Genomic DNA, 23,709 nt, shown 5'->3' with positions numbered 1-23,709 from the left:
GGCGCCCGCCGCTCACTGGGAGCCCCGGAACTCCGGTCCCTCCACGACGAGTCCGGCGACCAGCGCGCCCGACATGCCCGCGTGCGGCAGACCGCCGCCGGGGTGCGACCAGCCGCCGACCGTGAACAGCCCCTCGGTGCGCGTGCTGTTCGCCGGGTGCAGCAGGCGCCCGCCGGTGCCCGCCAGGGACGGCACCGGCACCGCGCCGTCCGTCTCCCCGGTGGCCGCAGCCACGTCGGCCGGGGTGCGCACCTCGCGCCACAGGAGACGGTCGCGCAGGTCCGGTATCGCACGCTCGGCGGCCTGGACGAGGCGCTCGGCGTGCTCCTGGTGCCTGCCCGCGTCCGCCCCACTGCCCGAGGGCACCACCGAGGTCAGGATGACCGCCTCGTGGTCCGGGCCCGGGACCAGCGCCGGATCGTCCGGCCGCAGGACGGTGACCGTCGGCCGCGCGGTCATACCGGGCGTGGTGCCGAACAGCGCCTCCAACTCGGCCTCGCGGTCGGGCGTGTGCACCACCGTCCGGTGCGCCGTCCCCTCGGGGCGGCCGCCCCGCAGCGCCAGCAGGACCGTCAGCCGGCTCGCCCCGCCGCGCTGCGCCGGCACCTCCCCGTCACCCCGCACCGGCGAGCCCCCGCACAGGCGGTCCAGTACCCCGGGCGCCACCCCGGCGACCACGAACTCCGCCTCCGCCACGCCGCCTTCGGCCAGCTCCACGCCCGCCGCCCGGCCGTCCTTCTCGACGACTCCGGTGACCTCGGTACCGAAGCGGAACTCGACGCGGCGGGCCAGACACCGCTCGTACACCGCCCGCGCCAGCTCCCGCAGACCGCCACCGCGCACGTACCACATGCCGAACGCGTACTCCATGTACGGCAGCACCGCGGTGTTGGCCGGCGCGGTCCGGGGGTCCAGGCCGCGGGCGAGGGCGTGACTCTCCAACAGGGCGGCGAGCCGCGCGTCCCGCAGCTCCCAGGCACCGACCTCGGCGAGGGTGCCGGCCCGGCGGGTGCGCAGCAGCCGTTTGTGCGGGACCGCGGGGTAGGGCTCGCGCTCGGCCAGCACCTCCCAGTTCGGCCAGAGCGGCTCCTCCAGGAGCGGGCGGCGCGTGCGGTCCCAGGTCTCCCGGGCCCGCACCAGGAAGTCGCCCCAGCGCCGCCCGGCGTCCGGGCCGAGCGCGGCGTCCAGGGCCGCGAGGACACCGGCCCGCGAGGCGTTCGGCAGGGAGACGTCCGTGCCGTCCGCGAAGACGTGGCGGGCGGACGGGTCGACCTGGACCAGTTCGACGCAGGACTCCAGCGGCTCCTTGCCCGTCTTGACGAACAGATCGCGCCAGACCGCGGGCAGCGGCAGCAGACCGGGGCCGGTGTCGAAGGAGAACCCGTCCCGTTCGAAGCGGCGCAGCGCACCTCCGTACGTCGCCGTCCGCTCGTACACCGCCACCCGGTGGCCCGCGACGGCCAGCCGGGCGGCGGCCGCCATCGCGCCCATCCCGGCGCCGATCACCGCAATCCGTGCCATGCCGGCGACTTTATCCGCCGCCACCGACAATCCCGGCCCGAGGGTCCGCGCCCTGCGGCGACGACGGGTGCCGGGCCGGAGCTGAGTACCGCGACGGGCGCGGGCGTGCCCGGCCGGCCGGCCGCCGTGATGAGCCGGGGTGCGCACGCCTGAGTACCCGTACCTACTCCCTCAGATGAGTACGCGCGCGGATGGGGGCCGGCCTGCGTGAACGAGAGAGTGGAGGCACGGAGAGGGGCACGGCTCCGGCACCGGCGACACGGGGTGCCGGAACGGAGCCGGGCCCGCGATCCGCTCCTTCCGCCGGCCGCGGTCGGCGGGAGCGAGGCACGGGGGAGCCCGGGGGAACGACCGAGAACGGGGGTCCCCACGGGGGGACGTACGGGGGAGTACGAGAAGGCGCCGGTCCGACGGCGGCCCGCGGGGGACGCGGCCGTCCCGGACCGGCGCCTTCGTGCGCGGCGCCTCAGGGGCGGCCGCTCACCCGCCCCTGGAGCAGCCGGGACAGGGCCGAGTGCACGTCGTCCAGGGAACGCTCCGGCTGGAACGACTTCCAGTCCAGCGCGGCCACCAGAACCATGCCGACCAGGGCGGCCGCGGTCAGCGGCACGTCGATCTCGTCGCTGAACTCTCCGCCCGCCACGCCGTCGCGCAGCACGCCCTCCACCACCGCGACGGCCTCCTGGCGGACCACCAGCAGGGTGGACTGCCAGGCCCGGTTGGTGCGCCACAGCTCGGCCACGTACAGCTGGGTGAAGGCCGGGTAGCGGTCGATGAAGACGAGCCCCGCGCGGATCATCGCGTCCAGGGCGTCGACCCGGCTCCGCCCCTCGCGCGCCGCCTGCTCGGCCGCCTCCCGCAGCGATGCGGTCAGCAGACCGACACCGTGCCGCAGCAGCTCCTCGAAGAGGACGGACTTGCTGGCGAAGTTGTAGTACACCGTGCCCTTCGCGACCCCGGCGCGTTCGGCGATCTCGTCCACGGTGGTGGCGGAGAAGCCCTGCTCGGCGATGAGGGTGACGGCCGCCTCGTAGAGCTTCTGCCGGGTGGCCTCGCGGCGGCCGCTGCCGTGCGAGGTGGCGCTGCTGCTTTCCATGGTCCCGATTGTCACAGCACCCGCCCCCGGTACGTCACCGCAGGGCCCGCCGGGGTCACAGGGTCAGCTCCGGGTGCAGCCGGTCGACGGTCCACACCTGCCGGCGGCGGGCCGACAGGGCGGTCAGCGCGAGGGCCGCCGCGGTGAACGCGGCGAGCACCACGCACGCGTGCCACACCGGTTCGAGACCGCCGCCCGTGATGAGCCTCCTGAGGGCCTCGACGACGTAGCTCATCGGCAGGAAGGGGTGCAGCGCGTTGAAGAAGCCCGGACTGGTCTGCACGGGGTACGTGCCGCCCGCGGACGTCAGCTGGAGCATGAGCAGCGCGAGCACCAGGATGCGGCCCGCCGCCCCGAAGCGCGCGTTCAGCCACTGCACGATCGCCGCGAAGCACGCCGTCACCAGGAACAGGAAGCCCACCGTCCCGGCCGCCCGGGCCATCTCCAGCCCGACCGCCCAGTGCAGCACCGACATCAGGGCCGCCGTCTGGAGCACGCCGAGCGCCACCACCGGCAGCCAGCCCGCCAGGGCGATCCGCCAGGCCGACGCCCCCGCGGCGAGCGCCCGCCGGTTCATCGGCGCGATCAGCATGTACGCCACCATGGCGCCCACCCACAGGGACAGCGGGATGAAGTACGGGGCGAAACCGGTGCCGTAGTTCGGCGCCCGGTGCAGGGAATCGGAGGCCAGCCGGACCGGGTCCGCCATCACCCCGGTGCGCTCGTCGCGCTCCTTCTCGTCGTAGTCGGGGATCCGCCCGGCCCCGTCGTGCAGGCCGCCGGCGAGCTTCTCGGAGCCGTCGGCCAGCTTGAACATGCCGCCGTTCAGGTCGTCGGCACCGGTGCGGAGCTTGCCGACGCCCTCGTCCAGGTCCTTCGCGCCGGTCTTGGCCGTGCCGATGCCCTTGTGGAGCTTCTCGGCGCCGTCGGCGACCTTTCCCGCGCCCGTGTTCAGGTCGTTGACCTTCTTGACGGCGTCGTCGAGGTCCTCGGAGAGGTTCGGGGCGCGCTCGGCGAGGGCCTGGGCCTGCTTCTCGAGGGCGGACAGGTTCCCGTCGAGCTTCTTCAGCTCCTCCTCGCGGTCGGTGACCAGGCCGCTGACGTCCTCGGCGACCGTCGCCACGGCGGCCGCCGCGTCCCTGGCCTTCTTGAGGTCGGGGCAGGCGGCGTCGGGGAGCGCCGGGTCCTCGCAGCGCGTCCGGTACACCTCGGCCAGCGTGTCGGCCTCCGCGCGGGCGTCCTTCGCCGCGGCGGGGGCCTTCTCGACCAGGGCGTCCAGGTTCTCGCGGAGCGCGCCGGAGGAGTCGGCGACGAACCGGGCGGTCTCGCCGATGGTCTTCTCGTTGTCCTCCAGGAAGGGGCCCACCCGGCCGGCCGCGCCGTTGACCTTCTCGGCGAGCTTCCCGGTGCCGTCCGCGACCTGCTTGGCGCCCTTCTCCAGGTCGCCCGCCTTGGTGTCGAGCTTCTTCAGGCCCTTGGACAGGTCGCCGCTGCCGTCCTCGGCGTCCTTCAGCCCGTCGGCGAGGTCCCGGGCGCCCTTCTCCGCCTTGCCGATGCCGCCCTTGAGCTCGTCCGCGCCCTTGGCCGCCTTCACGGTCTCCCCGTGGATGTCGGAGAAGGAGATGAAGATCCGGTCGAGGAACGACCGCGACGCCTTGCTGGACGCCGCCTCGCGCACCTCGGCGAAGACCGTCCGGGAGATCTGCCCGACGATGTAGTTGTTGGCGTCGTTCGTACGGACCTGGAGAGCGCCGGTCTCGGGCGAGTCGCCCGCGCTGGAGGCGATGCGGCGGCTGAAGTCCGCGGGCATGGTGAGCGACAGGTAGTAGGTGCCGTCCTCGACGCCGCGCCGGGCCTCGACGGCGCTCACCTCGTGCCAGTCGAAGACCTCGCTCTCGCGCAACCCCGCGGTGATGTCGTCGCCCGCCGTGAGCCTGCGGCCGTCAGCGGTGGCTCCCCGGTCGTCGTTGACCAGCGCCACGGGGATGCGGTCCAGACGGCCGTACGGGTCCCAGAACGACCACAGGTACAGGGCGCCGTAGAGCAGGGGCAGCAACAGCAGGGCCACCAGGGCGGCCCGCGGCAGCCGTCCGCGCCCGAAGCGCCTGAGCTCAAGCGCGGCCAGCTTCGGCGAGCGCATCGGCGTCCTCCTTCGTCGCGTCGTCGTCAGTTCCGGGGCCGTCCGACTCGGTGTCGTCGTCCGCCTCGGTGTCCGGGCCGGTGGAGACGGTCACCGCGTCCGCGGGTGCCTCGCTGCACACCGCGACGACCGTCGTGCCCGACGCGGCGACCGACGCCAGCAGGGACCAGATCTCGCCCCGCTCCGCGGCTGACAGCTTGAGATCGGCGTCGTCGACACCGAGCAGCCGGGGGCGGCCGATCAAGGCGAGGGCGATCGACAGCCGCAGTGCCTCCGTGCGCTCCAGGTCCCGTACGGCGGTACGGGGTCCCTTGGGCAGCGTCTCCAGGTCGAGACCGGCCGCCTCCAGTGCCGCGTCGGTCAGGAGCCGTGCCTTCGCCGCCCGCTCCGCGCGCGGGAGCAGCAGGCCGCGCACCGAGTCGCCGAAGCGGCGCTGCAGCAGCGCCCGCTCGCGCAGGTGCTCGGCGACGGTCAGGGACGGCTCCAGATCGGTGACACCCGGTACGTGCGCGAGGGCGCTGGTCCGGCGCAGGGCGGACATCTGCCGGGGCAGCCGCAGCCCGCCCACGACCGCCGTGCCGCCGGTCGGCCTCATCCGTCCGGTGAGCGCGAGCAGCAGGCAGGTGCGGCCCGACCCGGACGGCCCCTCCACCGCGATCAGCGCGCCGGGCTCCGCCTCGACGCGGACGCCGCGGAACACCCAGCCGCGTGGTCCCCTCAGCCCGAAGTCGCGGGCCTCCACCGCGAGCCCGTGCGGACCGTCCACGCCGCCTCACCCCTTGCCATCTTTTGAACTGACTGGTCAGTGCAAAAACTAACCCGAACCTACGATCGAGGCAAAAGTGCAGGTCAGAACGGATTGTCAGTGGCATACCTCACGATGGGCACATACGGCACCTCGTTACAGAGCGTGCCGTCACGGAGACGACAGGAGGATCGTCATGGCCCACTCGTCCGCAGCCGCCGCCCGGCGGCCCCGCACAGCCGGCCCTGCACCCTCACTGACCGGCCCGGCGAGCGACGTGCACCCCGTGCTCCGCCGGACGACCGCCCCGCCCGCCGCCCTCGGCCTGCTCGCCCAGGCGCGGGCCGGCCTCGAGGAAGCCACCGTCCTCGAGACACCGAACGAGCGCTATGCGACCGCCCACCTCGCCGCCCTGCGCACGGCAGCCGCCGTGCTCGCCGCCCGGGGCCGGCCCGAGACCACCCCGCGGGCCCGGGCCCGCATCCGCAGCGCCTGGGAAGTGCTGCCCGAGATCGCGCCCGAGCTCGCCGACTGGAGCGCGCTGTTCGCCTCCGGCGCCGCACGCCGGGCGCGGGCCGAGGCGGGCATCCAGGGCGCGGCGGGCAGCCGGGACGCCGACGACCTGATACGCGACGCCGCGATGTTCCTGCGCCTGGTGGAGCGGATGCTGGCCCTCCAGCCGGTACTGCCCCAGCCCCGCCCCGACACGGATGGCCCCGGCCCGGACGGCACCGGTCCCGACGCCCCCGGTCCGGACCGGCCGGGTTCCGGCCCCCCGTCCCGCGCCGGGAACGCCGGGCCGGGCCGCCCCCTGCCGGACGCGGGCTGAGCATTCCCCGGCCCACACCGGCCGCACCCGCCGGGCCGCGGCGCCCGGCGCGTGCGGCCGCCGGGCGCACGGGTCCGTGTCCGGGCCGGGGACCGGGCAGGCCTGGGCTGGTGGATCGGCTCGCGGAGTGAGCACCGCCGGCCCGCGTCGGGTGCGTCCGTCGGGGGCACGGTCCGCCGGGCCTCCCCTGCCCGCATGCCCCGCGTGCCCGTCCGCGAGGCCGTGGGCGGTACGGGGTGACCGGTCGCCGTACCGGAGGCAATAGGGTGGGAGACGCCTGAAGCCTGCCCCGTACCGCTCCCGCGCCGGGGCGGCAGCCCGTTCGCTCCGCCCGTGCCGAGGCGGTGCCGCGCCGAGGAGTCAACTGCCGTGTCGGACCCGATGCGCCCGCCCGTCTCCCCCCACCGCCCCCACACGGCGTCGCCGCGCTCCGAGCCCTCCCGTTCCCGCGCCGCCCTGAGGACCGCCGTGGTCTGGGACGTCCTCCGAGCGGCCCTGGACCGCCGGGTCAAGGCCACGGGCCGCCAGGCGCTGGACGTCCTGGACACCGGTGGCGGCAGCGGCAACTTCGCGGTGCCCGCGGCCCGCCTCGGCCACCGCGTCACCGTCGTCGACCCGAGCCCCAACGCCCTGTTCGCCCTGGAACGCCGGGCCGCCGAGGCCGACGTCGCCGACCGTGTGCGAGGTGTCCAGGGAGACGCCCGCGGCCTCTTCGACGTGGTCGAGCGCGGCGGCTACGACGTCGTGCTCTGTCACGGCGTCCTGGAGTACGTGGACGACCCCGCCGAGGGCGTGCGCAACGTGGTCGCGGCGCTGCGTCCCGAGGGCGTCCTCAGCCTGCTCGCCGCGGGTCTCGGCGGAGCCGTGCTGGCGCGTGCCCTCGCGGGCCACTTCACGGAGGCCCGGCAGGCCCTCGGTGACCCGGACGGCCGCTGGGGCGAGGGCGACCCCGTGCCGCGCCGGTTCACCGCCGGACAGCTCACCGGCCTGGTCGAGGCCGCGGGGCTCCGGGTGGGCGCCGTGCACGGTGTCCGTGTCTTCGCCGACCTCGTGCCCGGAGTCCTGGTGGACACCGAGCCGGGTGCCATCGACGCACTGCTGGAACTGGAGGCCGCGGCCGCCGAACTCGCCGCCTTCCACTCCGTGGCCACCCAGCTCCACGTGCTCGGTGAGACGCGAGGGGCCCAGGAGGACTGAGCCGCCCGGTGGGGTACGGCGCTGATCAGGGGCGCGACTGCACATGGAGTACGCCACAGGCCCCCCGAACGGGGGCCAGTCGCCGTATGATCGAGGGAGACCGCCCGGCATGACGGGTCGGCCGCTGGGGAATGGGAACTTCAGCGAGCCGGCACGGCCATGACGGAGACCGGTTGGCCAATTGGCGTAGAGGGGCGGGTTTCACGGGGGCGATTCCCTGCCTATCCTGAAGGGACCCCCCCGGGTCGCCCCGGCGACTGCACGATGAGGAGGACTCCGTGCCGCTCTCGGAGCACGAGCAGCGCATGCTCGAGCAAATGGAGCGAGCGCTGTACGCCGAAGATCCCAAGTTCGCGACAGCGCTCGAGGGAAGCGGGCTGCGTACGTACACCCGGCGACGGGTCTACCAGGCGGTCGCGGGCTTCCTCGTAGGTATTGCGCTCCTCATGGCCGGTATGGTCGCCCAGCAGGTCTGGCTCAGTGTGGTGGGCTTCCTGGTCATGCTGGGCTGTGCGGTTCTCGCCGTGACCGGCTGGCGCAAGGCCCCGAAGCCGGGCGAGCAACCGGCTGCGGGCACCGGCCCGCAGGCGCGCCACCAGGGAAAACAGAAGCGTTCCATGATGGATCGCATCGACGAGCGCTGGCAGCGGCGCCGGGATGAGCAGCAGGGCGGCCAGTAGCCGCGGGCAACCGCTCACCAGGACATCCGTGTGAGGGGGGACCACCGACCGGTGGTCCCCCCTCACACGCACGTCTGGGCCGGTGCCCCGGCCCCGCCTCGCATGTTGGTGCCCTTGCCGCCTGACCCGCCGGCTCAGCTCTGCTGCCCCGAGGTCTTCCGCAACGTCGGCCGGGCCGCCACGACCCGCCGCTTCGCGGCCGCCCACCGGGCCGACACCGCCCAGGCCACCCGTACGGTCGAACGAGGGGCGAACCGTGCGCGCAACCGCGTGCGGCGCCCGACCCCGGCCCGGAGACCGGCGCTCGCCCGGAGGACGTCCTCCGTGAGGCCCGCCGTCAGGCGCGGGCGGGGAGCGTAGAGGACCTGCTCCACCGCGTCCGCCACCCGGTGCACCGCAGCGGCCGCCGCCGGGTCGAGGTGTCCGAGCCGCACGATCCGGGCCGCCGCCTTGCGCGGGGTCTGCGAATCGTCCGGCAGGATCCCGAGGTCCCACGCCGTGTCGGTCAGTTCCTGCCAGACCGCCAGGGTGTGCGGTCCCGCGTCCGCCTCGGCGCGGCCGTGCGCCCCCAGCCGCACCGACCGGATGCGCAGTCGCCACAGCAGCGGGGCGAGCGGGGCCAGCAGGACCGCCAGGCCGCCGACGGCCCAGGCGAGGACCGTGTACCACTTCGTGCCGTTGCCGCCCGTGACCGGCGCGGCGGCGGCGGACTCGCTCGCGCACCCCTGCACCCTCTTCAGCTCGGCCGAGCAGCTCTCGCTGACCGAGGGGGCCGCCGACGGCTCCGTCTGCGGGTTCCGGGACGGCAGCGCCGGGTCGGGCACCGAGCTGCCCGGCGTGTCGGTCACGGTGTACGACGGCGTCGAGCCGCGCGTCGGCGTCGGCTCGAAGCGGGTCCAGCCCACGCCCTCGAAGTAGACCTCCGGCCAGGCGTGCGCGTCCCGCAGCCCCACCGACACCGAACCGTCCGCCTGCGGGGTGCCCGGTGCGAAGCCGACCGCGACCCTGGCCGGAATGTCCAGGGAGCGGGCCATCGCCGCCATGGCGAAGGAGAAGTGGACGCAGAAGCCCTCCTTGTCCTTCAGGAACCGGGCGATCGCCCGCGAGCCGCTGCCGACCTCCACCTGGGTGTCGTACTCGAAACCGCCGTTGACCGCGAAGTACTCCTGGAGCCGGACCGCCTGCTCGTAGGGGTTCGCCGCGCCGGCGGTGACGTCGCGGGCGGTCTGGGAGACCACGTCGGGCAGTGAGTCCGGCAGTTCCGTGTACTCCCGCTTCAGGGCCGCCGACGGCGGCGGTGCCGCGGCGAGCTGTTCCGCCGTCGGCTGCACGTCGAGACTCCGCACCTGATAGGTGAGCCCGCGCGTGTTCTGGCCGTGGTCGCCGACCAGGGTCATGCCCACGGGTTCGTAGCGCCAGTTGCCGGGGACGCGGACGCCGCTCGGCGGATACGGCATCGGCAGCCAGTCCTGGGCGTACCAGTCGGCGGCCGTGATCGTGGTCCGGGTCTCCGTGCGCCTGGTGTCCGGGCCGAGGCCGACCGGGGTCGGGAACGTGCCGTCCGGCACCGCCGTGATGTGCCGCTTGGACGGCTTCCAGGTGGTGCCGTCGAAGTCGTCCAGGGACACGATGCGCAGGTACAGGTTCGATATGTCGCCCGAGTCGGTCTCGAGGGAGAGGACCTGCCGGTTCTCGTCGACGTTGAGGCTGTCGCGCAGGGAGACGAGGGGGTTCACCGCGGAGATCGTGCCGCCGCCCCCGGTGCCGGAGCCGACGCCCGTGTTGGAGCTGTCCAGCAGCCCGCCGTTCATCGTGGGCAGGGCGAGCGGTGCCACCAGGGCGATGCCCAGCGCGAACGCGCCGATACGCCGCCCGGTGCGGACCGGGGCGACCGCGCCGCCCTGCTCCGCGCCCGGGCCGCGTGGTGCGCCGGCGAAGACTCTGCCCCACTGGGAGAGCCGGTCACGCCCCTCGGCCAGCAGCAGCATCAGATAGCCGACCGCGGCGACCAGGAACCACAGCCAGTCGGCGCCGCCCTCGGACAGCCCCGCGGCCACCGAGTAGAGGGCGAGCAGCGGCAGTCCGGCCGGTGCGGCGCTGCGGAAGGTCACCGCCAGCGTGTCCACCAGCAGCCCGATCACGAGGACACCGCCGACCAGCATCAGCCGGATGCCGTCCGACTCCAGCGGGGCCGGGATCGCGTACCGGGCGATGTCGTCGCCGCCCTGTTGCAGCAGGTCGGCGAAGCGCTGGAAGGCCTGCGGGCCGGGGACCAGCCCGGCGAACGCCTGCTGCCGGGCGAAGACCAGGGTCAGGAGCACCAGCGTGACCAGGGCCTGCGCGGCGATGGTCAGCGGCCGGGCCAGCGGCACCCGGCGGGCGGCCGCGCCCACCCCGGACTGGACCGCCAGCAGGAACGCGGCCTGCAGGATCCAGGTGGCCGGATCGACCAGGGGCAGCAACGCGCACGCCGTCATCAGGGTGGCCGCCCACGCACACAGCGCCACTCGCGCCCGCCCACTCATCGCGCCCCCTCCCTGCCGCCCGCCGTCACCGCGGCGGCGCGCCCGCGGTCCGCCGGGTGGTGGTGTCGTCCGGTCGGCGCGTCGCATAGCACCGCCCGTGTCCGCTCGTCGCCGTCGGGGAGCGGTGGCCTCCACGCTGGCCGGCTTCCCCGTGCCTGTCCGCTCATCGCGCCGCCCCCTCCCCGCCGCTCGCCGTCGCCAGGCCGGTGCGCTCGCGGTCCGCCAGGCGCCACAGGTCCTCCAGGGAGGCGCCCCGGGGGACGTGCACGGCGGTCCAGCCGGCCTCGCGGAGCATCCGCAGCCGTTCCTCGCTCCTGTCCAACGGACCGGGTGCGCCGACCGGTTCCCGGGCCCAGCTCTGGGGGGCCAGGACGAAGGCGACCGCGCCGCCGCTGCGCTGCCGCATCCTGGCGACCACCGTCGCCTGCTCCTCGTCCAGGTCGCCGAAGAACGCCACCAGCAGCCCCTCGTTCCCACCGCGCAGCACGTCGTACGCCAGGGACAGGCCCGTGCCGTCGGAGTGGTCGATCACCGCGAGGGAGTCCATCATCAGCCCCGCCGCGTCGGCCGTGCCCTGGCTCGCGCCCGCGAAACCGTCGGCGCCCTCGCCGGGCACCGAGTCGCCGGTGTCCGTGAGCAGCCGGACGGAGAAACCTCGCTCCAGCATGTGCACCAGCACGGACGCCGCTCCCGACACCGCCCACTCGAAGGCCGAATCGGGGCCCGCGCCGTCGAAGGCGCCACCCCGGGTGTCCAGCAGCACCGTGCAGCGGGCGCGCTGCGGCTGCTCCTCGCGGCGCACCATCAGCTCGCCGTACCGCGCGGTGGACCGCCAGTGCACGCGGCGCAGGTCGTCGCCGTACCGGTACCCGCGCGGGATCACGTCGTCGTCGCCGGCGAGGGCGAGCGAGCGCTGCCGCCCCTCGCCGTACCCTTTCGCCTCCCCGCTCAGCCGCACCGGAGGCAACGCCTCCACCCGCGGGGTCACGGTCAGGGTGTCGTACGTCGAGAAGGAGCGGGTCAGCTCGCACAGGCCGAACGGGTCGGTCAGGCGCAGTTGCAGCGGACCCAGCGGATAGCGGCCGCGCAGGTCCGAGCGGACCCGGTAGGACACCTCGCGGCGGCCGCCCGGCTCGACCCGGTCGAGGACGAAGCGGGGGCGCGGGCCGAGTACGTACGGCACCCGGTCCTGGAGCATCAGCAGGCCGGTGGGCAGCCGCGAGACGTTGTCGACGCGCAGGTGGACCCGGGCCTCGCTGCCCGCGGGCACCCGCGCGGGGGACAGCCGGCGGCTGCCCGCCACCCGGTAGCGCGTGCGGTAGAGCACCGTCGCGCAGACCAGGGGCAGCACGCCCAGCAGCAGACCGACGCGGAGCAGATCGCTCTGCCCGAGGACGTACGCGCAGACCGCGGCGGCGATGCCGGCGGCCAGGAAGGAGCGCCCACGAGTGGTCAGGCCCGTCAGGGCGGTGCGGATGCCGCCGCCCCCGTCCCGGTCGTCCTCCGGCCGGTCCGTCCCCCCGGCCTCCATCACAGCCTCCGCGGCGGCTGCTGACCGTACGCCGGCATGCCGTGGCCCATGCCGTAGCCACCCGTCTGCTGCTGGGGCGCCGCGGGCACCGGGGTGCGCTGCAGGATCTCCTGCACGACCTGCTCGGAGGTGCGGCGGCCCAGCTGTGCCTGGGCGGTGGGCAGCAGGCGGTGGGCCAGGACGGCCACCGCGAGGGCCTGCACATCGTCCGGCAGCGCGTACTCCCGGCCGCTCAGCGCGGCGGACGCCTTCGCCGCGCGCAGCAGATGCAGCGTGGCGCGCGGCGAGGCGCCGAGTCTGAGGTCCGGGTGGGTGCGGGTGGCGGCGACCAGGTCGACGGCGTACCGCCGGACCGGCTCCGCGACGTGGACGCGCCGGACCGCCTCGATCAGCTTGAGGATCTCGTCCGCGTGCGCCACCGGCTGCAGGTCGTCCAGCGGGTTCACACCGCCGTGCACGTCGAGCATCCGCAGCTCGGCGTCCGCGCTGGGGTAACCGATGGAGACCCGCGCCATGAAGCGGTCGCGCTGGGCCTCCGGCAGCGGGTACGTGCCCTCCATCTCGACCGGGTTCTGCGTCGCCACCACCATGAAGGGGCTGGGCAGCTCGTAGGTCTGCCCGTCGATGGTGACCTGGCGCTCCTCCATCGACTCCAGCAGCGCCGACTGCGTCTTCGGCGAGGCGCGGTTGATCTCGTCGCCGATCACCACCTGGGCGAAGATCGCGCCCGGCTTGAACTCGAAGTCCCGGCGCTGCTGGTCCCAGATGGACACCCCGGTGATGTCCGAGGGCAACAGGTCCGGCGTGAACTGGATCCGGCGCACGGAGCAGTCGATGGACCGCGCCAGCGCCTTGGCCAGCATGGTCTTGCCGACTCCCGGGACGTCCTCGATCAGCAGGTGTCCCTCGGCGAGCAGCACGGTCAGCGAGAGCCGTACGACCTCGGGCTTGCCCTCGATCACGTCCTCCACCGAACCGCGTACGCGCTCGACCACCGCGGTCATGTCAGTGAGGCTCGCTCGATCGTCATAGGTCGTCACCCGGCCCTCCTCGGCCTTTCCCCGCGCTCCCTGGGAAGCGGGGGTACCCCAGCTTGCCGGGCCGGCCCGTATCCGCGGACCGGCCCACCCCTCATCACGGACGCCGTGCGGAAAAGGTTCCGCACGACACCACTTCCCGCATTCTTGCCGCCGTTACCGATTCGTGTCACTCGCCTGTGGACAACTGGCCGCGATATGTCGCGCCTTACGGCCTTTGCGGAGCTTGCGCGCGGCAACGGTGCCCGGGGTCAGGCGGGGGTGACCTCGCGCAGCCGGCCCGTCTTCACGTCGAAGACGAAGCCGCGCACGTCCTCGATGTGCAGCAGGAACGGCGAGGTGCGCACCCGCTCGATCGACTGCCGGACGTCCTGGTCGACGTCCCGGAAGGACTCGACCGCCCACGCGGGACGCTGGCCGACCTCCAGCTCCAGGTCGTGCCGGAAGTCCTCGGTGAGGGACTCCATGCCGCAGTTGGTGTGGTGGATGAGGACCACGCTGCGCGTGCCGAGCGCCCGCTGGCTGATGGTGAGCGAGCGGATCACGTCGTCGGTGACGACACCGCCCGCGTTGCGGATGGTGTGGCAGTCACCCAGGTTCAGACCGAGGGCGCGGTGCAGGTCGAGACGGGCGTCCATGCAGGCCACTACGGCGACGCGCTGGACGGGGCGGGCGTCCATCCCGGGGTCGGAGAACGCGTCGGCGTAGCGCCCGTTCGCCTCGACGAGCCGGTCGGTGACGGAACCGTCGCCGGCGGCGGTGGACCCGGAGTCTGTGGGAGCCGATGCAGAAGTCGTCATAACCATGACGTTACTGGTCACCGTCGCGCCGGACCCCTCGGGAAGGCGGACAAAGAACGCCATCGCGGCTTGTTGTGAGCCACTCCACAGACCCGCACGGCCGCCTCCACACGGGTGAAGTACCCTCCCGCGACGATTCGTGGGCGCCGGCCTCCGCGACGCGCAGGCCGGTTGATTGACCGGGCGACAGGGTGGACTAAAGTGACGCGAAGCGGGAGGCGAGGCTCTCCCTGCTGGACTGAAAACCCCGGAGACCTGGGCGAAGTCCCGCCAGTTCTCCCCACGTGCGCGGCGCGTACGTACGGCTCGGCCTCCTCCCGCTCCCGGCCGGCCGACGCTTCCGGCGCCGGCAGGACTCCCCTTCACGAGCGAGCGGGAGGGGACCCGGCGGTGCGTGACGCCGTGCCGGACCTGAGAGGCCGTCCCACTTGAGCCAGAGTCGACACGTCCCGGTGATGCTCCAGCGGTGCCTGGACCTGCTGGCGCCCGCCCTGAAGGAGCCGGGCGCCGTGGTCGTCGACTGCACGCTCGGACTCGGCGGGCACAGCGAGGCGCTCCTCGCCCGCTTCCCCGAGGCCCGGCTGGTCGCCCTCGACCGGGACAAGGAGGCCCTGCGCCTGTCCGGCGAGCGGCTCGCCCCGTACGGTGAGCGCGCCACCCTGGTGCACGCCGTCTACGACGAGCTGCCCGACGTACTCGACCGGCTCGGCGTCCCCCGCGTCCAGGGCGTCCTCTTCGACCTCGGCGTCTCCTCCATGCAGCTCGACGAGGCCGACCGCGGCTTCGCCTACGCCCAGGACGCCCCGCTCGACATGCGCATGGACCAGACGACCGGCATGAGCGCCGCCGAGGTCCTCAACACCTACCCGCCGGGCGAACTGGTCCGCATCCTGCGGGCGTACGGCGAGGAGAAGCAGGCCAAGCGGATCGTGTCCGCGATCGTCCGGGAACGCGAGAAGGAGCCGTTCAGCAACAGCGCCCGGCTCGTGGAGCTGATCCGCGCGGCGCTGCCGCAGGCCGCCAAGCGCACCGGCGGCAACCCGGCCAAGCGCACCTTCCAGGCCCTGCGGATCGAGGTCAACGGCGAGCTGTCCGTCCTGGAGCGGGCGATCCCGGCCGCCGTGGAGGCGCTCGGCGTGGGTGGACGGATCGCCGTGCTGTCGTACCACTCCCTGGAGGACCGCCTGGTCAAGCAGGTGTTCGCGGCCGGCGCCGCCAACACCGCGCCGCCCGGACTCCCGGTCGTCCCCGAACGCTACGCGCCCCGGCTCAAGCTGCTCACGCGCGGTGCCGAACTTCCCACCGAGGAGGAGATCGCCGAGAACCGGCGAGCGGCACCCGCGCGGCTGCGCGGAGCCGAGCGCATCAGGGAGTCCATCGGGTGAAACGAGTGAGGCAGGGGGAGGGCCGATGAGCCGTAAACCCGAACTGAAGGGGAGGGCGGCCCGGCTGGCCAAGCTCTTCCCGCCCGGGACCAGACGCGGCCGGGCCGCCCGGGCTCCCTTCGTCCTCCTGGTGGTCGTCCTCCTCGGCGGCGGGCTCATCGGGCTCCTCGTCCTCAACTCCGCGCTGAGCGAGGGCTCGTTCCAGCTGGACGACCTGAAGCAGCAGACCAAGGAGCTCACCGACGAGGAACAGGCGCTCCAGCGGGACATCGACGCCTACTCCGCCCCCCGCGCCCTGCAGCGCCGCGCCCGCGAGCTGGGCATGGTGCCCGGCGGCGACCCCGCCTTCCTCGCCCCCGACGGCACCGTCAAGGGCTCGCCCAGCCCCGCGCCCACCCCGGCCACCCCGCTGGTCATCGCCCCCGAGGCGCTGACCGCGCCGCCCACCACCGCCTCTCCCGGCAGCGAGCCGTCCGGCCCGGCCCCCACCACCCCCACCCCAGCGGCCACCCCCACCGCCGCGGCGACGCCCACCCCGACCCCGACCCCCGGCAGGTGACGGAAGTGTCCGACAGGGAACCGCCGCGCCGCCGCGTGCCCGGACCCGCCAGGCCCGTCCGCCCCGGCGCGCGACGGCAGCCCGGCCCCGGCGCCCGGCCCGCCCGCAGGCCCGGACCGCCCCGGCCGGCCGCGCCCAGCACCATCCGGCTGGGCAGCCCCCGCCCGCGTCTGCGCATGATCGGCCTCGCGCTGACCCTGGTGATGACGGCCTTCGTCGTACGGCTGCTCCAGGTGCAGGCCGTCGACGCCGGCACGTACACCGCCAAGGCCGAGCAGAACCGCTACGTCGTCCACACCCTGCCCGCCGAGCGCGGCGGCATCACCGACCGCAACGGCGTGGCCCTCGCGACCACCGTGGACGCCTACGACATCACCGCCGACCCCACGATGTTCACCCGCGAGCAGCTGAAGGTAGGCGACGGTCCCGAGCAGGCCGCGGCGCTCCTCGCGCCGATCCTCGGCGAGGAGCAGAAGGACCTGGCCGAACAGCTCCGCCCGGAGAACAAGGAGCTGCGCTACGTCCGTCTCGCCCGGCGGGAGACCCCGCAGGTCTGGAACCAGATCAAGGACCTGAAGACCGCGCTCGCCAAGAAGGCGGAGACGGACAAGTCCGTGGTCAACGTCCTCGCGGGCGTCTTCGCCGATCCCAGCAGCAAGCGCGTGTACCCGGGCGGCGACCTCGCCGCCGGCATCCTCGGCTGGGTCGGCGCCGACGGCAAGGGCGGCGGCGGCCTGGAGCGGAAGCTGAACAAGACGCTGGCCGGCGAGGACGGCAAGATCCGCTACGCCCAGTCCGGTGGCCGCCAGGTGCCCACCGCCGGTTCCACCGAGACGCCCGCCGTGCCCGGCAAGGACGTCGAGCTCACCATCGACCGCGACATCCAGTGGGCCGCGCAGCACGCCATCAGCGAGCAGGTGGAGAAGTCCAAGGCGGACGGCGGCTACGTCATCGTCCAGGACACCGCCACCGGCGAGATCCTCGCCATGGCCAACTCGCCCGGCTTCGACCCGGGCGACCTCGCCCACGCCGACCCGGACGCGCTGGGCAACGCCGCCCTCCAGGACGCCTTCGAACCGGGCTCCACCGCCAAGGTGCTGTCGATGGCGGCGGTGCTGGAGGAGAACGCGGCCACGCCGATGACCCACATCACCGTGCCCAACCGGCTCAAGCGCGGCGACCGGCTCTTCAAAGACGACGTCGACCACCCGACCTGGTACCTCACGCTCAACGGTGTGCTCGCCAAGTCCAGCAACATCGGCACCATCATGGCCACCGGCGAGCTCGGCAAGACGCAGGCCGAGGCGAACAAGGTCCTCTACTCCTACATGCGCAAGTTCGGCCTCGGCAGCTACAGCGGGCTCGGCTTCCCCGGTGAGACCAAGGGCATCCTCGCGCCGCCGGACCAGTGGTCGACCTCGCAGCAGTACACGATTCCTTTCGGCCAGGGCGTCTCCATCAACGCGCTCCAGGCGGCCTCCATCTACTCGACCGTCGCCAACGGCGGCGTCCGCGTCGACCCCACGCTCGTGCGCGGCACCAAGGGGGAGGACGGCCGCTTCACCCCGGCCCCCGAGCCAGAGAAGACCCGCGTGATCAGCGAGAAGACCGCGAAGACCCTCGCGCGGATGCTGGAGTCCGTGGTCGACGACGAGGAAGGCACCGGCAACAAGGCGCAGATCCCCGGCTACCGCGTCGCGGGCAAGACCGGAACGGCCAACCGAGTGGATCCGGCCACCGGCAAGTACCACGGCTACACGTCGTCGTTCGCCGGGTTCGCCCCCGCCGACAAGCCGCGGGTCACCGTCTACTGCGCCATCCAGAACGCCACGGAGGGCAGCTACTTCGGCGGTCAGATCTGCGGCCCCATCTACAAGCAGGTCATGGAGTTCGCCCTGAAGACCCTCCAGGTCCCGCCGACCGGGGCCGCCCCGGCGAACCTCCCGGTCACCTTCAAACCCTGACCCCGCCGGGCCCCCACCGAGCCGGCGCCGACGCAGTACCGAGCCACCAGGAACCACCCGTGACAACGATCACCCCCGATCCCGGGAACCAGAGCAGCGCCCCCACCTCACTTCGCCCGCAAGCGGGTACGCCCGGTACGCTCACCGCCGTGCCACACGCTGATCAGTCCCAAACCACCCAGAAGGGCCACCCCGTGACCTACCCGGGACCGCCCAGGCCGGTGCGGATCTCCGCCACACCCCTCGCGGAACTCGCCGACCAGCTGGGTGTCACCGCACCGGACAGCACCGCCGGGGTCACGGGCATCACCCACGACTCGCGCGCCGTCCGCCCCGGTGACCTGTACGCCGCCCTGCCCGGAGCGCGCCTCCACGGCGCCGACTTCGCCACCCAGGCCGCCGGCCTCGGCGCCGTCGCCGTGCTCACCGACCCGTCCGGCGCCGAGCGCGTCGCCGCCGCCGGTCTGCCGGCGCTGGTCGTCGACAGCCCGCGCGCGCGGATGGGCGAGCTGGCGGCCACGATCTACGGCCACCCGGGCCGGGACCTCCTCCAGATCGGCATCACCGGCACCTCCGGCAAGACCACCACCGCCTACCTCGTCGAGGGCGGCCTGCGCACGGCGAAGTCCACCGGCCTGATCGGCACGGTCGAGATGCGCATCGGCGACGAGCGCATCAAGTCCGAGCGCACCACGCCCGAGGCCACCGACCTCCAGGCGCTGTTCGCGGTGATGCGCGAGCGCGGCACCGACGCGGTCGCCATGGAGGTCTCCAGCCACGCCCTGGTGCTCGGCCGCGTCGACGCCTGCGTCTTCGACATCGCGGTCTTCACCAACCTCAGCCCGGAGCACATGGAGTTCCACTCCGGCATGGAGGACTACTTCCAGGCCAAGGCGCAGCTCTTCACGCCGCGGCGCAGCAAGCTCGGCGTGGTCAACGTGGACGACGAGTACGGGCGCCGCCTCGCGAACGAGGCCACCGTCCCGGTCGTCACCTACTCCGCTGAGGGCCACCCGGACGCCGACTGGCGCGCCGACGAGGTCGAGGTCGGGCCGCTGGACTCGACGTTCACCGTGCTCGGGCCGAAGGGCGAGCGGATCGCCGCCAAGTCGCCGCTGGCCGGACCGTTCAACGTGGCGAACACCCTCGCCGCGATCGTCTCCCTCGCCGCTGCCGGCCTCGACCCGCAGACCGCCGCCGACGGCATCGCCGCCGTCCCCGGCGTGCCGGGCCGCCTGGAGCGCGTGGACGAGGGCCAGCCGTACCTCGCGGTGGTCGACTACGCCCACAAGACCGACGCCGTCGAGTCCGTCCTGCGCGCCCTGCGCAAGGTCACCGAGGGCAAGCTGCACGCCGTGCTCGGCTGCGGCGGCGACCGGGACACCACCAAGCGGGAGCCGATGGGCGCCGCCGTGGCCCGGTTCGCCGACACCGCCGTACTGACCTCCGACAACCCCCGCTCCGAGGACCCCCTCGCGATCCTCGCCACCATGCTCCAGGGCGCGGCGTCCGTGCCCGCTCACGAGCGCGGCGAGGTCCAGGTCTTCGAGGACCGGGCCGCCGCCATCGCCGCCGCCGTCGCCCGGGCCCGGCCCGGCGACACCGTGCTGGTCGCGGGCAAGGGCCACGAGCAGGGCCAGGACATCGCCGGAGTGGTCCGTCCCTTCGACGACCGCCAGGTGCTGCGCGAAGCCATCCAGAAAGCCCAGGGATGAGATCCCGAATGATCCAGCCGATCCTGATCCTGATCCAGGGGACGAACTTGTGATCACCCTCTCTCTCGCCGAGATCGCAGAAGTCGTCGGCGGGCGGATGCACGACATACCGGACGCGTCCGCGCAGGTCACCGGGCCGGTCGTCCGGGACTCGCGGGAAGCGGGGCCCGGCTGCCTCTTCGTCGCCTTCGTCGGCGAGCGGGTGGACGGCCACGACTACGCGCCGGCGGTCGTCGAGGCGGGCGCGGTGGCCGTGCTCGGCTCCCGCCCCGTCGGCGTGCCCGCGATCGTCGTGGACGACGTCCAGGCCGCCCTCGGTGCCCTCGCCCGGCACGTCGTACGACGCCTCGGCGCCACCCTCGTGGCCCTCACCGGGTCCGCCGGCAAGACCAGCACCAAGGACCTGATCGCCCAGGTGCTGCGCCGCAAGGCGCCCACGGTCTTCACACCCGGCTCCATGAACAACGAGGTCGGGCTGCCGCTCACCGCGCTCACCGCCACCGAGGAGACCAGGTTCCTGGTCCTGGAGATGGGCGCCCGCGGCATCGGCCACATCCGGTACCTCTGCGAACTGACCCCACCGCGGATCGGCCTCGTCCTCAACGTCGGCTCCGCGCACATCGGGGAGTTCGGCGGCCGCGAGCAGATCGCCCAGGCCAAGGGCGAACTCGTCGAGGCGCTGCCGCCGGCCGAGGAGGGCGGCACCGCGATCCTCAACGCGGACGACGCATTGGTACGGGCCATGGCCTCCCGAACGAAGGCGAAGGTGATCCTTTTCGGAGAGTCCGACGAAGCGGACGTTCGCGCCGAGAACGTGCGACTCACGGACAGCGGACAGCCCTCCTTCAGGCTTCACACACCCTCCGGTGCAAGCGATGTGACCATGCGCCTGTACGGTGAGCACCACGTGTCGAACGCGCTCGCCGCGGCCGCCGTCGCCCACGAGTTGGGCATGTCCGCAGACGAGATCGCCACCGCGCTCTCCGAGGCGGGCTCCCTCTCCCGCTGGCGGATGGAGGTCACCGAGCGCCCGGACGGCGTGACGGTCGTCAACGACGCCTACAACGCGAACCCCGAGTCCATGAAGGCCGCGCTGCGTGCGCTCGTCGCCATGGGGAAGGGGCGTCGTACGTGGGCGGTGCTCGGCAAGATGGCCGAGCTCGGGGACGAGGCGCTCGCCGAGCACGACGCGGTCGGACGGCTCGCCGTCCGGCTCAACGTCAGCAAGCTCGTCGCGGTCGGGGGCAGGGAAGCCCGATGGCTGCAACTGGGCGCATATAACGAGGGTTCGTGGGGTGAGGAGTCGGTGCACGTGTCCGACGCACAGGCGGCGGTCGACCTGTTGCGCAGCGAGCTGCGCCCGGGGGACGTCGTGCTCGTGAAGGCGTCCCGTTCGGTGGGTCTGGAGAGCGTCGCCGCGGCGCTGCTCGAGACCGGCGCCGAGGGTGAGGTTGCCGCCCGATGATGAAGCAGATCCTGTTCGCGGGCGTCATCGGCCTGTTCCTGACGCTGGTCGGCACCCCGCTGCTGATCAAGCTGCTGGCCCGCAAGGGCTACGGCCAGTACATCCGCGACGACGGACCGCGCGAGCACGCCAGCAAGCGCGGTACGCCGACCATGGGTGGTATCGCCTTCATCCTGGCGACGGTCGCCGCCTACTTCCTCGCCAAGGTCATCACCAGCTACCTGGACCCGAAGGCGGACGCGGCGCCGACCTTCTCCGGTCTGCTGGTGCTCGGCCTGATGGTGGGCATGGGCCTGGTCGGCTTCCTCGACGACTACATCAAGATCGTCAAGAGGCGTTCGCTGGGTCTGCGGGCCAAGGCGAAGATGGCCGGCCAGCTCATCGTCGGCATCGCCTTCGCCGTGCTCTCGCTTCAGTTCGCGGACAACCGCGGCAACACGCCCGCGTCCACCAAGCTGTCGTTCATCACCGACTTCGGCTGGTCGATCGGCCCGGTGCTGTTCGTCATCTGGGCGCTGTTCATGATCCTCGCGATGTCGAACGGCGTGAACCTGACCGACGGCCTCGACGGCCTGGCCACCGGCGCCTCCGTCCTGGTCTTCGGCGCCTACACTTTCATCGGCGTCTGGCAGTTCCAGGAGTCCTGCGCCAACGCGCTGACCCTGACCAACCCGGGCGCCTGCTACGAGGTGAGAGACCCTCTCGACCTCGCGGTGGTCTCCTCGGCCCTGATGGGCGCCTGCCTCGGCTTCCTGTGGTGGAACACCTCGCCGGCCAAGATCTTCATGGGCGACACCGGTTCGCTCGCGCTCGGCGGTGTGCTCGCGGGTCTGGCGATCTGCTCGCGCACCGAGCTGCTGATGGCCATCCTCGGCGGCCTGTTCGTCCTGATCACCATGTCGGTGGTCATCCAGGTCGGCTCCTTCCGCCTCACCGGCAAGCGCGTCTTCAGAATGGCGCCACTCCAGCACCACTTCGAACTCAAAGGCTGGTCCGAGGTCCTTGTCGTGGTCCGTTTCTGGATCATTCAGGGCATCTGTGTGATCGTCGGACTGGGCCTCTTCTACGCGGGATGGGCAGCGGACAAGTGACCGACTCCTCGGTGCCTTTCGAATTCCAGGGCAAGCACGTCACCGTCGCCGGACTCGGCGTCTCCGGTGTTCCGGCGGCCAAGGTCCTGCACGGCCTCGGCGCGCGCGTGACCGTCGTCAACGACGGCGCGGACGAGCGCGCGCGGGCGCAGGCGGCCGAGTTGGAGGCGCTCGGCATCACCGTGCGCCTCGGCGACGGGGACACGCTGCCCGACGGCACCGAGCTGATCGTCACCGCCCCCGGCTGGAAGCCCACCAAGCCGCTGTTCACGGCGGCCGGTCAGGCCGGCGTCCCGGTCTGGGGCGACGTCGAACTGGCCTGGCGCCTGCGCCGCCCGGACTCCGCGCCGTGGCTGGCCGTCACCGGCACCAACGGCAAGACCACCACCGTCCAGATGCTCGCGTCGATCCTGAAGGCGGCCGGTCTGCGCACCGCCGCCGTCGGCAACATCGGCGTCTCCCTGCTGGACGCGGTCACCGGCGACGAGCAGTACGACGTCCTCGCCGTGGAGCTGTCCAGCTACCAGCTCCACTGGGCGCCCTCCCTGCGCGCCCACTCGGCCGCCGTCCTCAACCTCGCCCCCGACCACCTCGACTGGCACGGCTCCATGGAGGCGTACGCCGCCGACAAGGGCCGTATCTACGAGGGCAATCGCGTGGCCTGCGTCTACAACGTCGCCGACAAGGCCACCGAGGACCTGGTCCGCGAGGCGGACGTCGAGGAGGGCTGCCGGGCGATCGGCTTCACCCTCGGCTCCCCGGCGCCCTCCCAACTCGGCGTCGTGGACGGCATCCTGGTCGACCGCGCCTTCGTCGAGGACCGGCACAAGAACGCCCAGGAGCTCGCCGAGGTCTCCGACGTCAACCCGCCGGCCCCGCACAACATCGCCAACGCGCTCGCCGCCGCCGCCCTCGCCCGCGCCTTCGGCGTCCCCGCCGCGGCCGTACGGGACGGGCTGCGCGCCTTCACCCCCGACGCCCACCGCATCGCCCACGTCGCCGACGTCGACGGCGTGGCGTACGTGGACGACTCCAAGGCCACCAACACCCACGCCACCGAGGCGTCCCTGGCCGCCTACGAGTCGATCGTCTGGATCGCGGGCGGACTGGCCAAGGGCGCCACCTTCGACGAGCTGGTCGCGGGTGCGGCGAAGCGGCTGCGCGGTGCCGTACTCATCGGCGCCGACCGCGCGCTGATCCGCGAAGCCCTGGCGCGACACGCCCCCGAGGTACCCGTGGTCGACCTCGACCGGACCGACACTGGTGCGATGCTCCAGGCAGTCCAGGAGGCGCAGCGACTCGCCCGGCCCGGCGACACGGTGCTGCTGGCCCCGGCCTGTGCCTCCATGGACATGTTCACCAACTACAACAAGCGCGGCGACGCGTTCGCACAGGCCGTTCGCGAACTCGGCGCCTGACCCGGCCGTCT

At 73.2% G+C, this 23,709-nt stretch carries 18 protein-coding genes; 10 read left to right on the top strand and 8 right to left on the bottom strand.

Translation table 11 applies throughout. The features are described 5' to 3' along the window. Window positions 1-12: 12 nt before the first annotated feature. From AMK11_RS01615 to AMK11_RS01600, 4 genes are all read right to left on the bottom strand, one after another. On the bottom strand, window positions 13-1,521 hold the full coding sequence (locus AMK11_RS01615; RefSeq protein ID WP_073722012.1) for a phytoene desaturase family protein: 1,509 nt from the start codon (window positions 1,519-1,521) through the stop codon (window positions 13-15). A 466-nt stretch (window positions 1,522-1,987) separates the two neighbouring features. Further along, window positions 1,988-2,617, bottom strand: a complete 630-nt coding sequence (locus AMK11_RS01610) for a TetR/AcrR family transcriptional regulator (protein ID WP_073722010.1) — start codon at window positions 2,615-2,617, stop codon at window positions 1,988-1,990. A 55-nt stretch (window positions 2,618-2,672) separates the two neighbouring features. Then, the gene (locus tag AMK11_RS01605; protein ID WP_073722008.1) at window positions 2,673-4,757 is read right to left on the bottom strand and encodes a YhgE/Pip family protein; all 2,085 of its coding nucleotides are present in this window, start codon (window positions 4,755-4,757) and stop codon (window positions 2,673-2,675) included. Then, window positions 4,729-5,523, bottom strand: a complete 795-nt coding sequence (locus tag AMK11_RS01600; RefSeq protein WP_073722006.1) for an ATP-binding cassette domain-containing protein — start codon at window positions 5,521-5,523, stop codon at window positions 4,729-4,731. Before AMK11_RS01600 ends, AMK11_RS01605 begins: the two co-directional genes overlap by 29 nt. Before the next feature lie 175 nt (window positions 5,524-5,698). Between AMK11_RS01600 and AMK11_RS01595 the strand changes: the two genes are divergently transcribed. From AMK11_RS01595 to AMK11_RS01585, 3 genes are all read left to right on the top strand, one after another. Then, window positions 5,699-6,331, top strand: a complete 633-nt coding sequence (locus AMK11_RS01595; RefSeq protein WP_073722004.1) for an SAV_6107 family HEPN domain-containing protein — start codon at window positions 5,699-5,701, stop codon at window positions 6,329-6,331. A 369-nt stretch (window positions 6,332-6,700) separates the two neighbouring features. Further along, entirely contained in the window at window positions 6,701-7,528 is an 828-nt protein-coding gene (locus AMK11_RS01590; protein ID WP_073722002.1) for a class I SAM-dependent methyltransferase, read from the top strand. A gap of 278 nt (window positions 7,529-7,806) precedes the next feature. Next, window positions 7,807-8,208, top strand: coding sequence for a spore wall synthesis complex protein (locus AMK11_RS01585; protein WP_073722000.1), 402 nt, complete (start codon window positions 7,807-7,809; stop codon window positions 8,206-8,208). Between the two features lie 134 nt (window positions 8,209-8,342). Here AMK11_RS01585 and AMK11_RS01580 read toward each other — a convergent pair whose 3' ends face one another. From AMK11_RS01580 to AMK11_RS01565, 4 genes are all read right to left on the bottom strand, one after another. Then, the gene (locus AMK11_RS01580; protein WP_073721998.1) at window positions 8,343-10,733 is read right to left on the bottom strand and encodes a transglutaminase family protein; all 2,391 of its coding nucleotides are present in this window, start codon (window positions 10,731-10,733) and stop codon (window positions 8,343-8,345) included. A 163-nt stretch (window positions 10,734-10,896) separates the two neighbouring features. Further along, complete coding sequence (locus AMK11_RS01575; RefSeq protein ID WP_073721996.1) at window positions 10,897-12,264, bottom strand: DUF58 domain-containing protein; 1,368 nt, start codon at window positions 12,262-12,264, stop codon at window positions 10,897-10,899. Continuing rightward, window positions 12,264-13,304 (bottom strand): AAA family ATPase, encoded by a 1,041-nt coding sequence (locus AMK11_RS01570; RefSeq protein WP_073721994.1) that lies wholly within the window; start codon window positions 13,302-13,304, stop codon window positions 12,264-12,266. Before AMK11_RS01570 ends, AMK11_RS01575 begins: the two co-directional genes overlap by 1 nt. 248 nt (window positions 13,305-13,552) lie before the next feature. Further along, window positions 13,553-14,101: a beta-class carbonic anhydrase gene (locus AMK11_RS01565; RefSeq protein WP_079187157.1), complete on the bottom strand. Its 549-nt coding sequence runs from the start codon at window positions 14,099-14,101 to the stop codon at window positions 13,553-13,555. Between the two features lie 428 nt (window positions 14,102-14,529). Between AMK11_RS01565 and rsmH the strand changes: the two genes are divergently transcribed. The 7 genes from rsmH (at window position 14,530) to murD (ending at window position 23,698) form a co-directional block, all read left to right on the top strand. Further along, window positions 14,530-15,486 carry a 16S rRNA (cytosine(1402)-N(4))-methyltransferase RsmH gene (rsmH, locus tag AMK11_RS01560; RefSeq protein ID WP_073721990.1) on the top strand — a complete coding sequence of 319 codons (957 nt, stop codon included), beginning with the start codon at window positions 14,530-14,532 and terminating at the stop codon, window positions 15,484-15,486. 25 nt (window positions 15,487-15,511) lie between these two features. After that, window positions 15,512-16,045, top strand: a complete 534-nt coding sequence (locus tag AMK11_RS01555) for a septum formation initiator family protein (protein WP_073721988.1) — start codon at window positions 15,512-15,514, stop codon at window positions 16,043-16,045. Then, window positions 16,042-18,009, top strand: coding sequence for a peptidoglycan D,D-transpeptidase FtsI family protein (locus tag AMK11_RS01550; RefSeq protein ID WP_079187156.1), 1,968 nt, complete (start codon window positions 16,042-16,044; stop codon window positions 18,007-18,009). Before AMK11_RS01555 ends, AMK11_RS01550 begins: the two co-directional genes overlap by 4 nt. A 194-nt stretch (window positions 18,010-18,203) precedes the next feature. Beyond that, window positions 18,204-19,724, top strand: coding sequence for a UDP-N-acetylmuramoyl-L-alanyl-D-glutamate--2,6-diaminopimelate ligase (locus AMK11_RS01545; protein ID WP_073721986.1), 1,521 nt, complete (start codon window positions 18,204-18,206; stop codon window positions 19,722-19,724). Window positions 19,725-19,773: 49 nt separating this feature from the next. Next, entirely contained in the window at window positions 19,774-21,189 is a 1,416-nt protein-coding gene (locus tag AMK11_RS01540) for a UDP-N-acetylmuramoyl-tripeptide--D-alanyl-D-alanine ligase (protein WP_073721984.1), read from the top strand. Further along, the gene (gene mraY / locus AMK11_RS01535) at window positions 21,189-22,280 is read left to right on the top strand and encodes a phospho-N-acetylmuramoyl-pentapeptide-transferase (protein ID WP_073723842.1); all 1,092 of its coding nucleotides are present in this window, start codon (window positions 21,189-21,191) and stop codon (window positions 22,278-22,280) included. The genes AMK11_RS01540 and mraY overlap by 1 nt, the downstream gene beginning before the upstream one ends. Before the next feature lie 11 nt (window positions 22,281-22,291). Next, complete coding sequence (gene murD, locus AMK11_RS01530; RefSeq protein WP_079187244.1) at window positions 22,292-23,698, top strand: UDP-N-acetylmuramoyl-L-alanine--D-glutamate ligase; 1,407 nt, start codon at window positions 22,292-22,294, stop codon at window positions 23,696-23,698. Window positions 23,699-23,709 lie beyond the last annotated feature (11 nt).

This window comes from Streptomyces sp. CB02414 (assembly GCF_001905385.1).
Taxonomy (GTDB): domain Bacteria; phylum Actinomycetota; class Actinomycetes; order Streptomycetales; family Streptomycetaceae; genus Streptomyces.
Note: the sequence above shows the minus strand (reverse complement) of the source record. Positions and strands in the feature narration are given on the sequence as shown.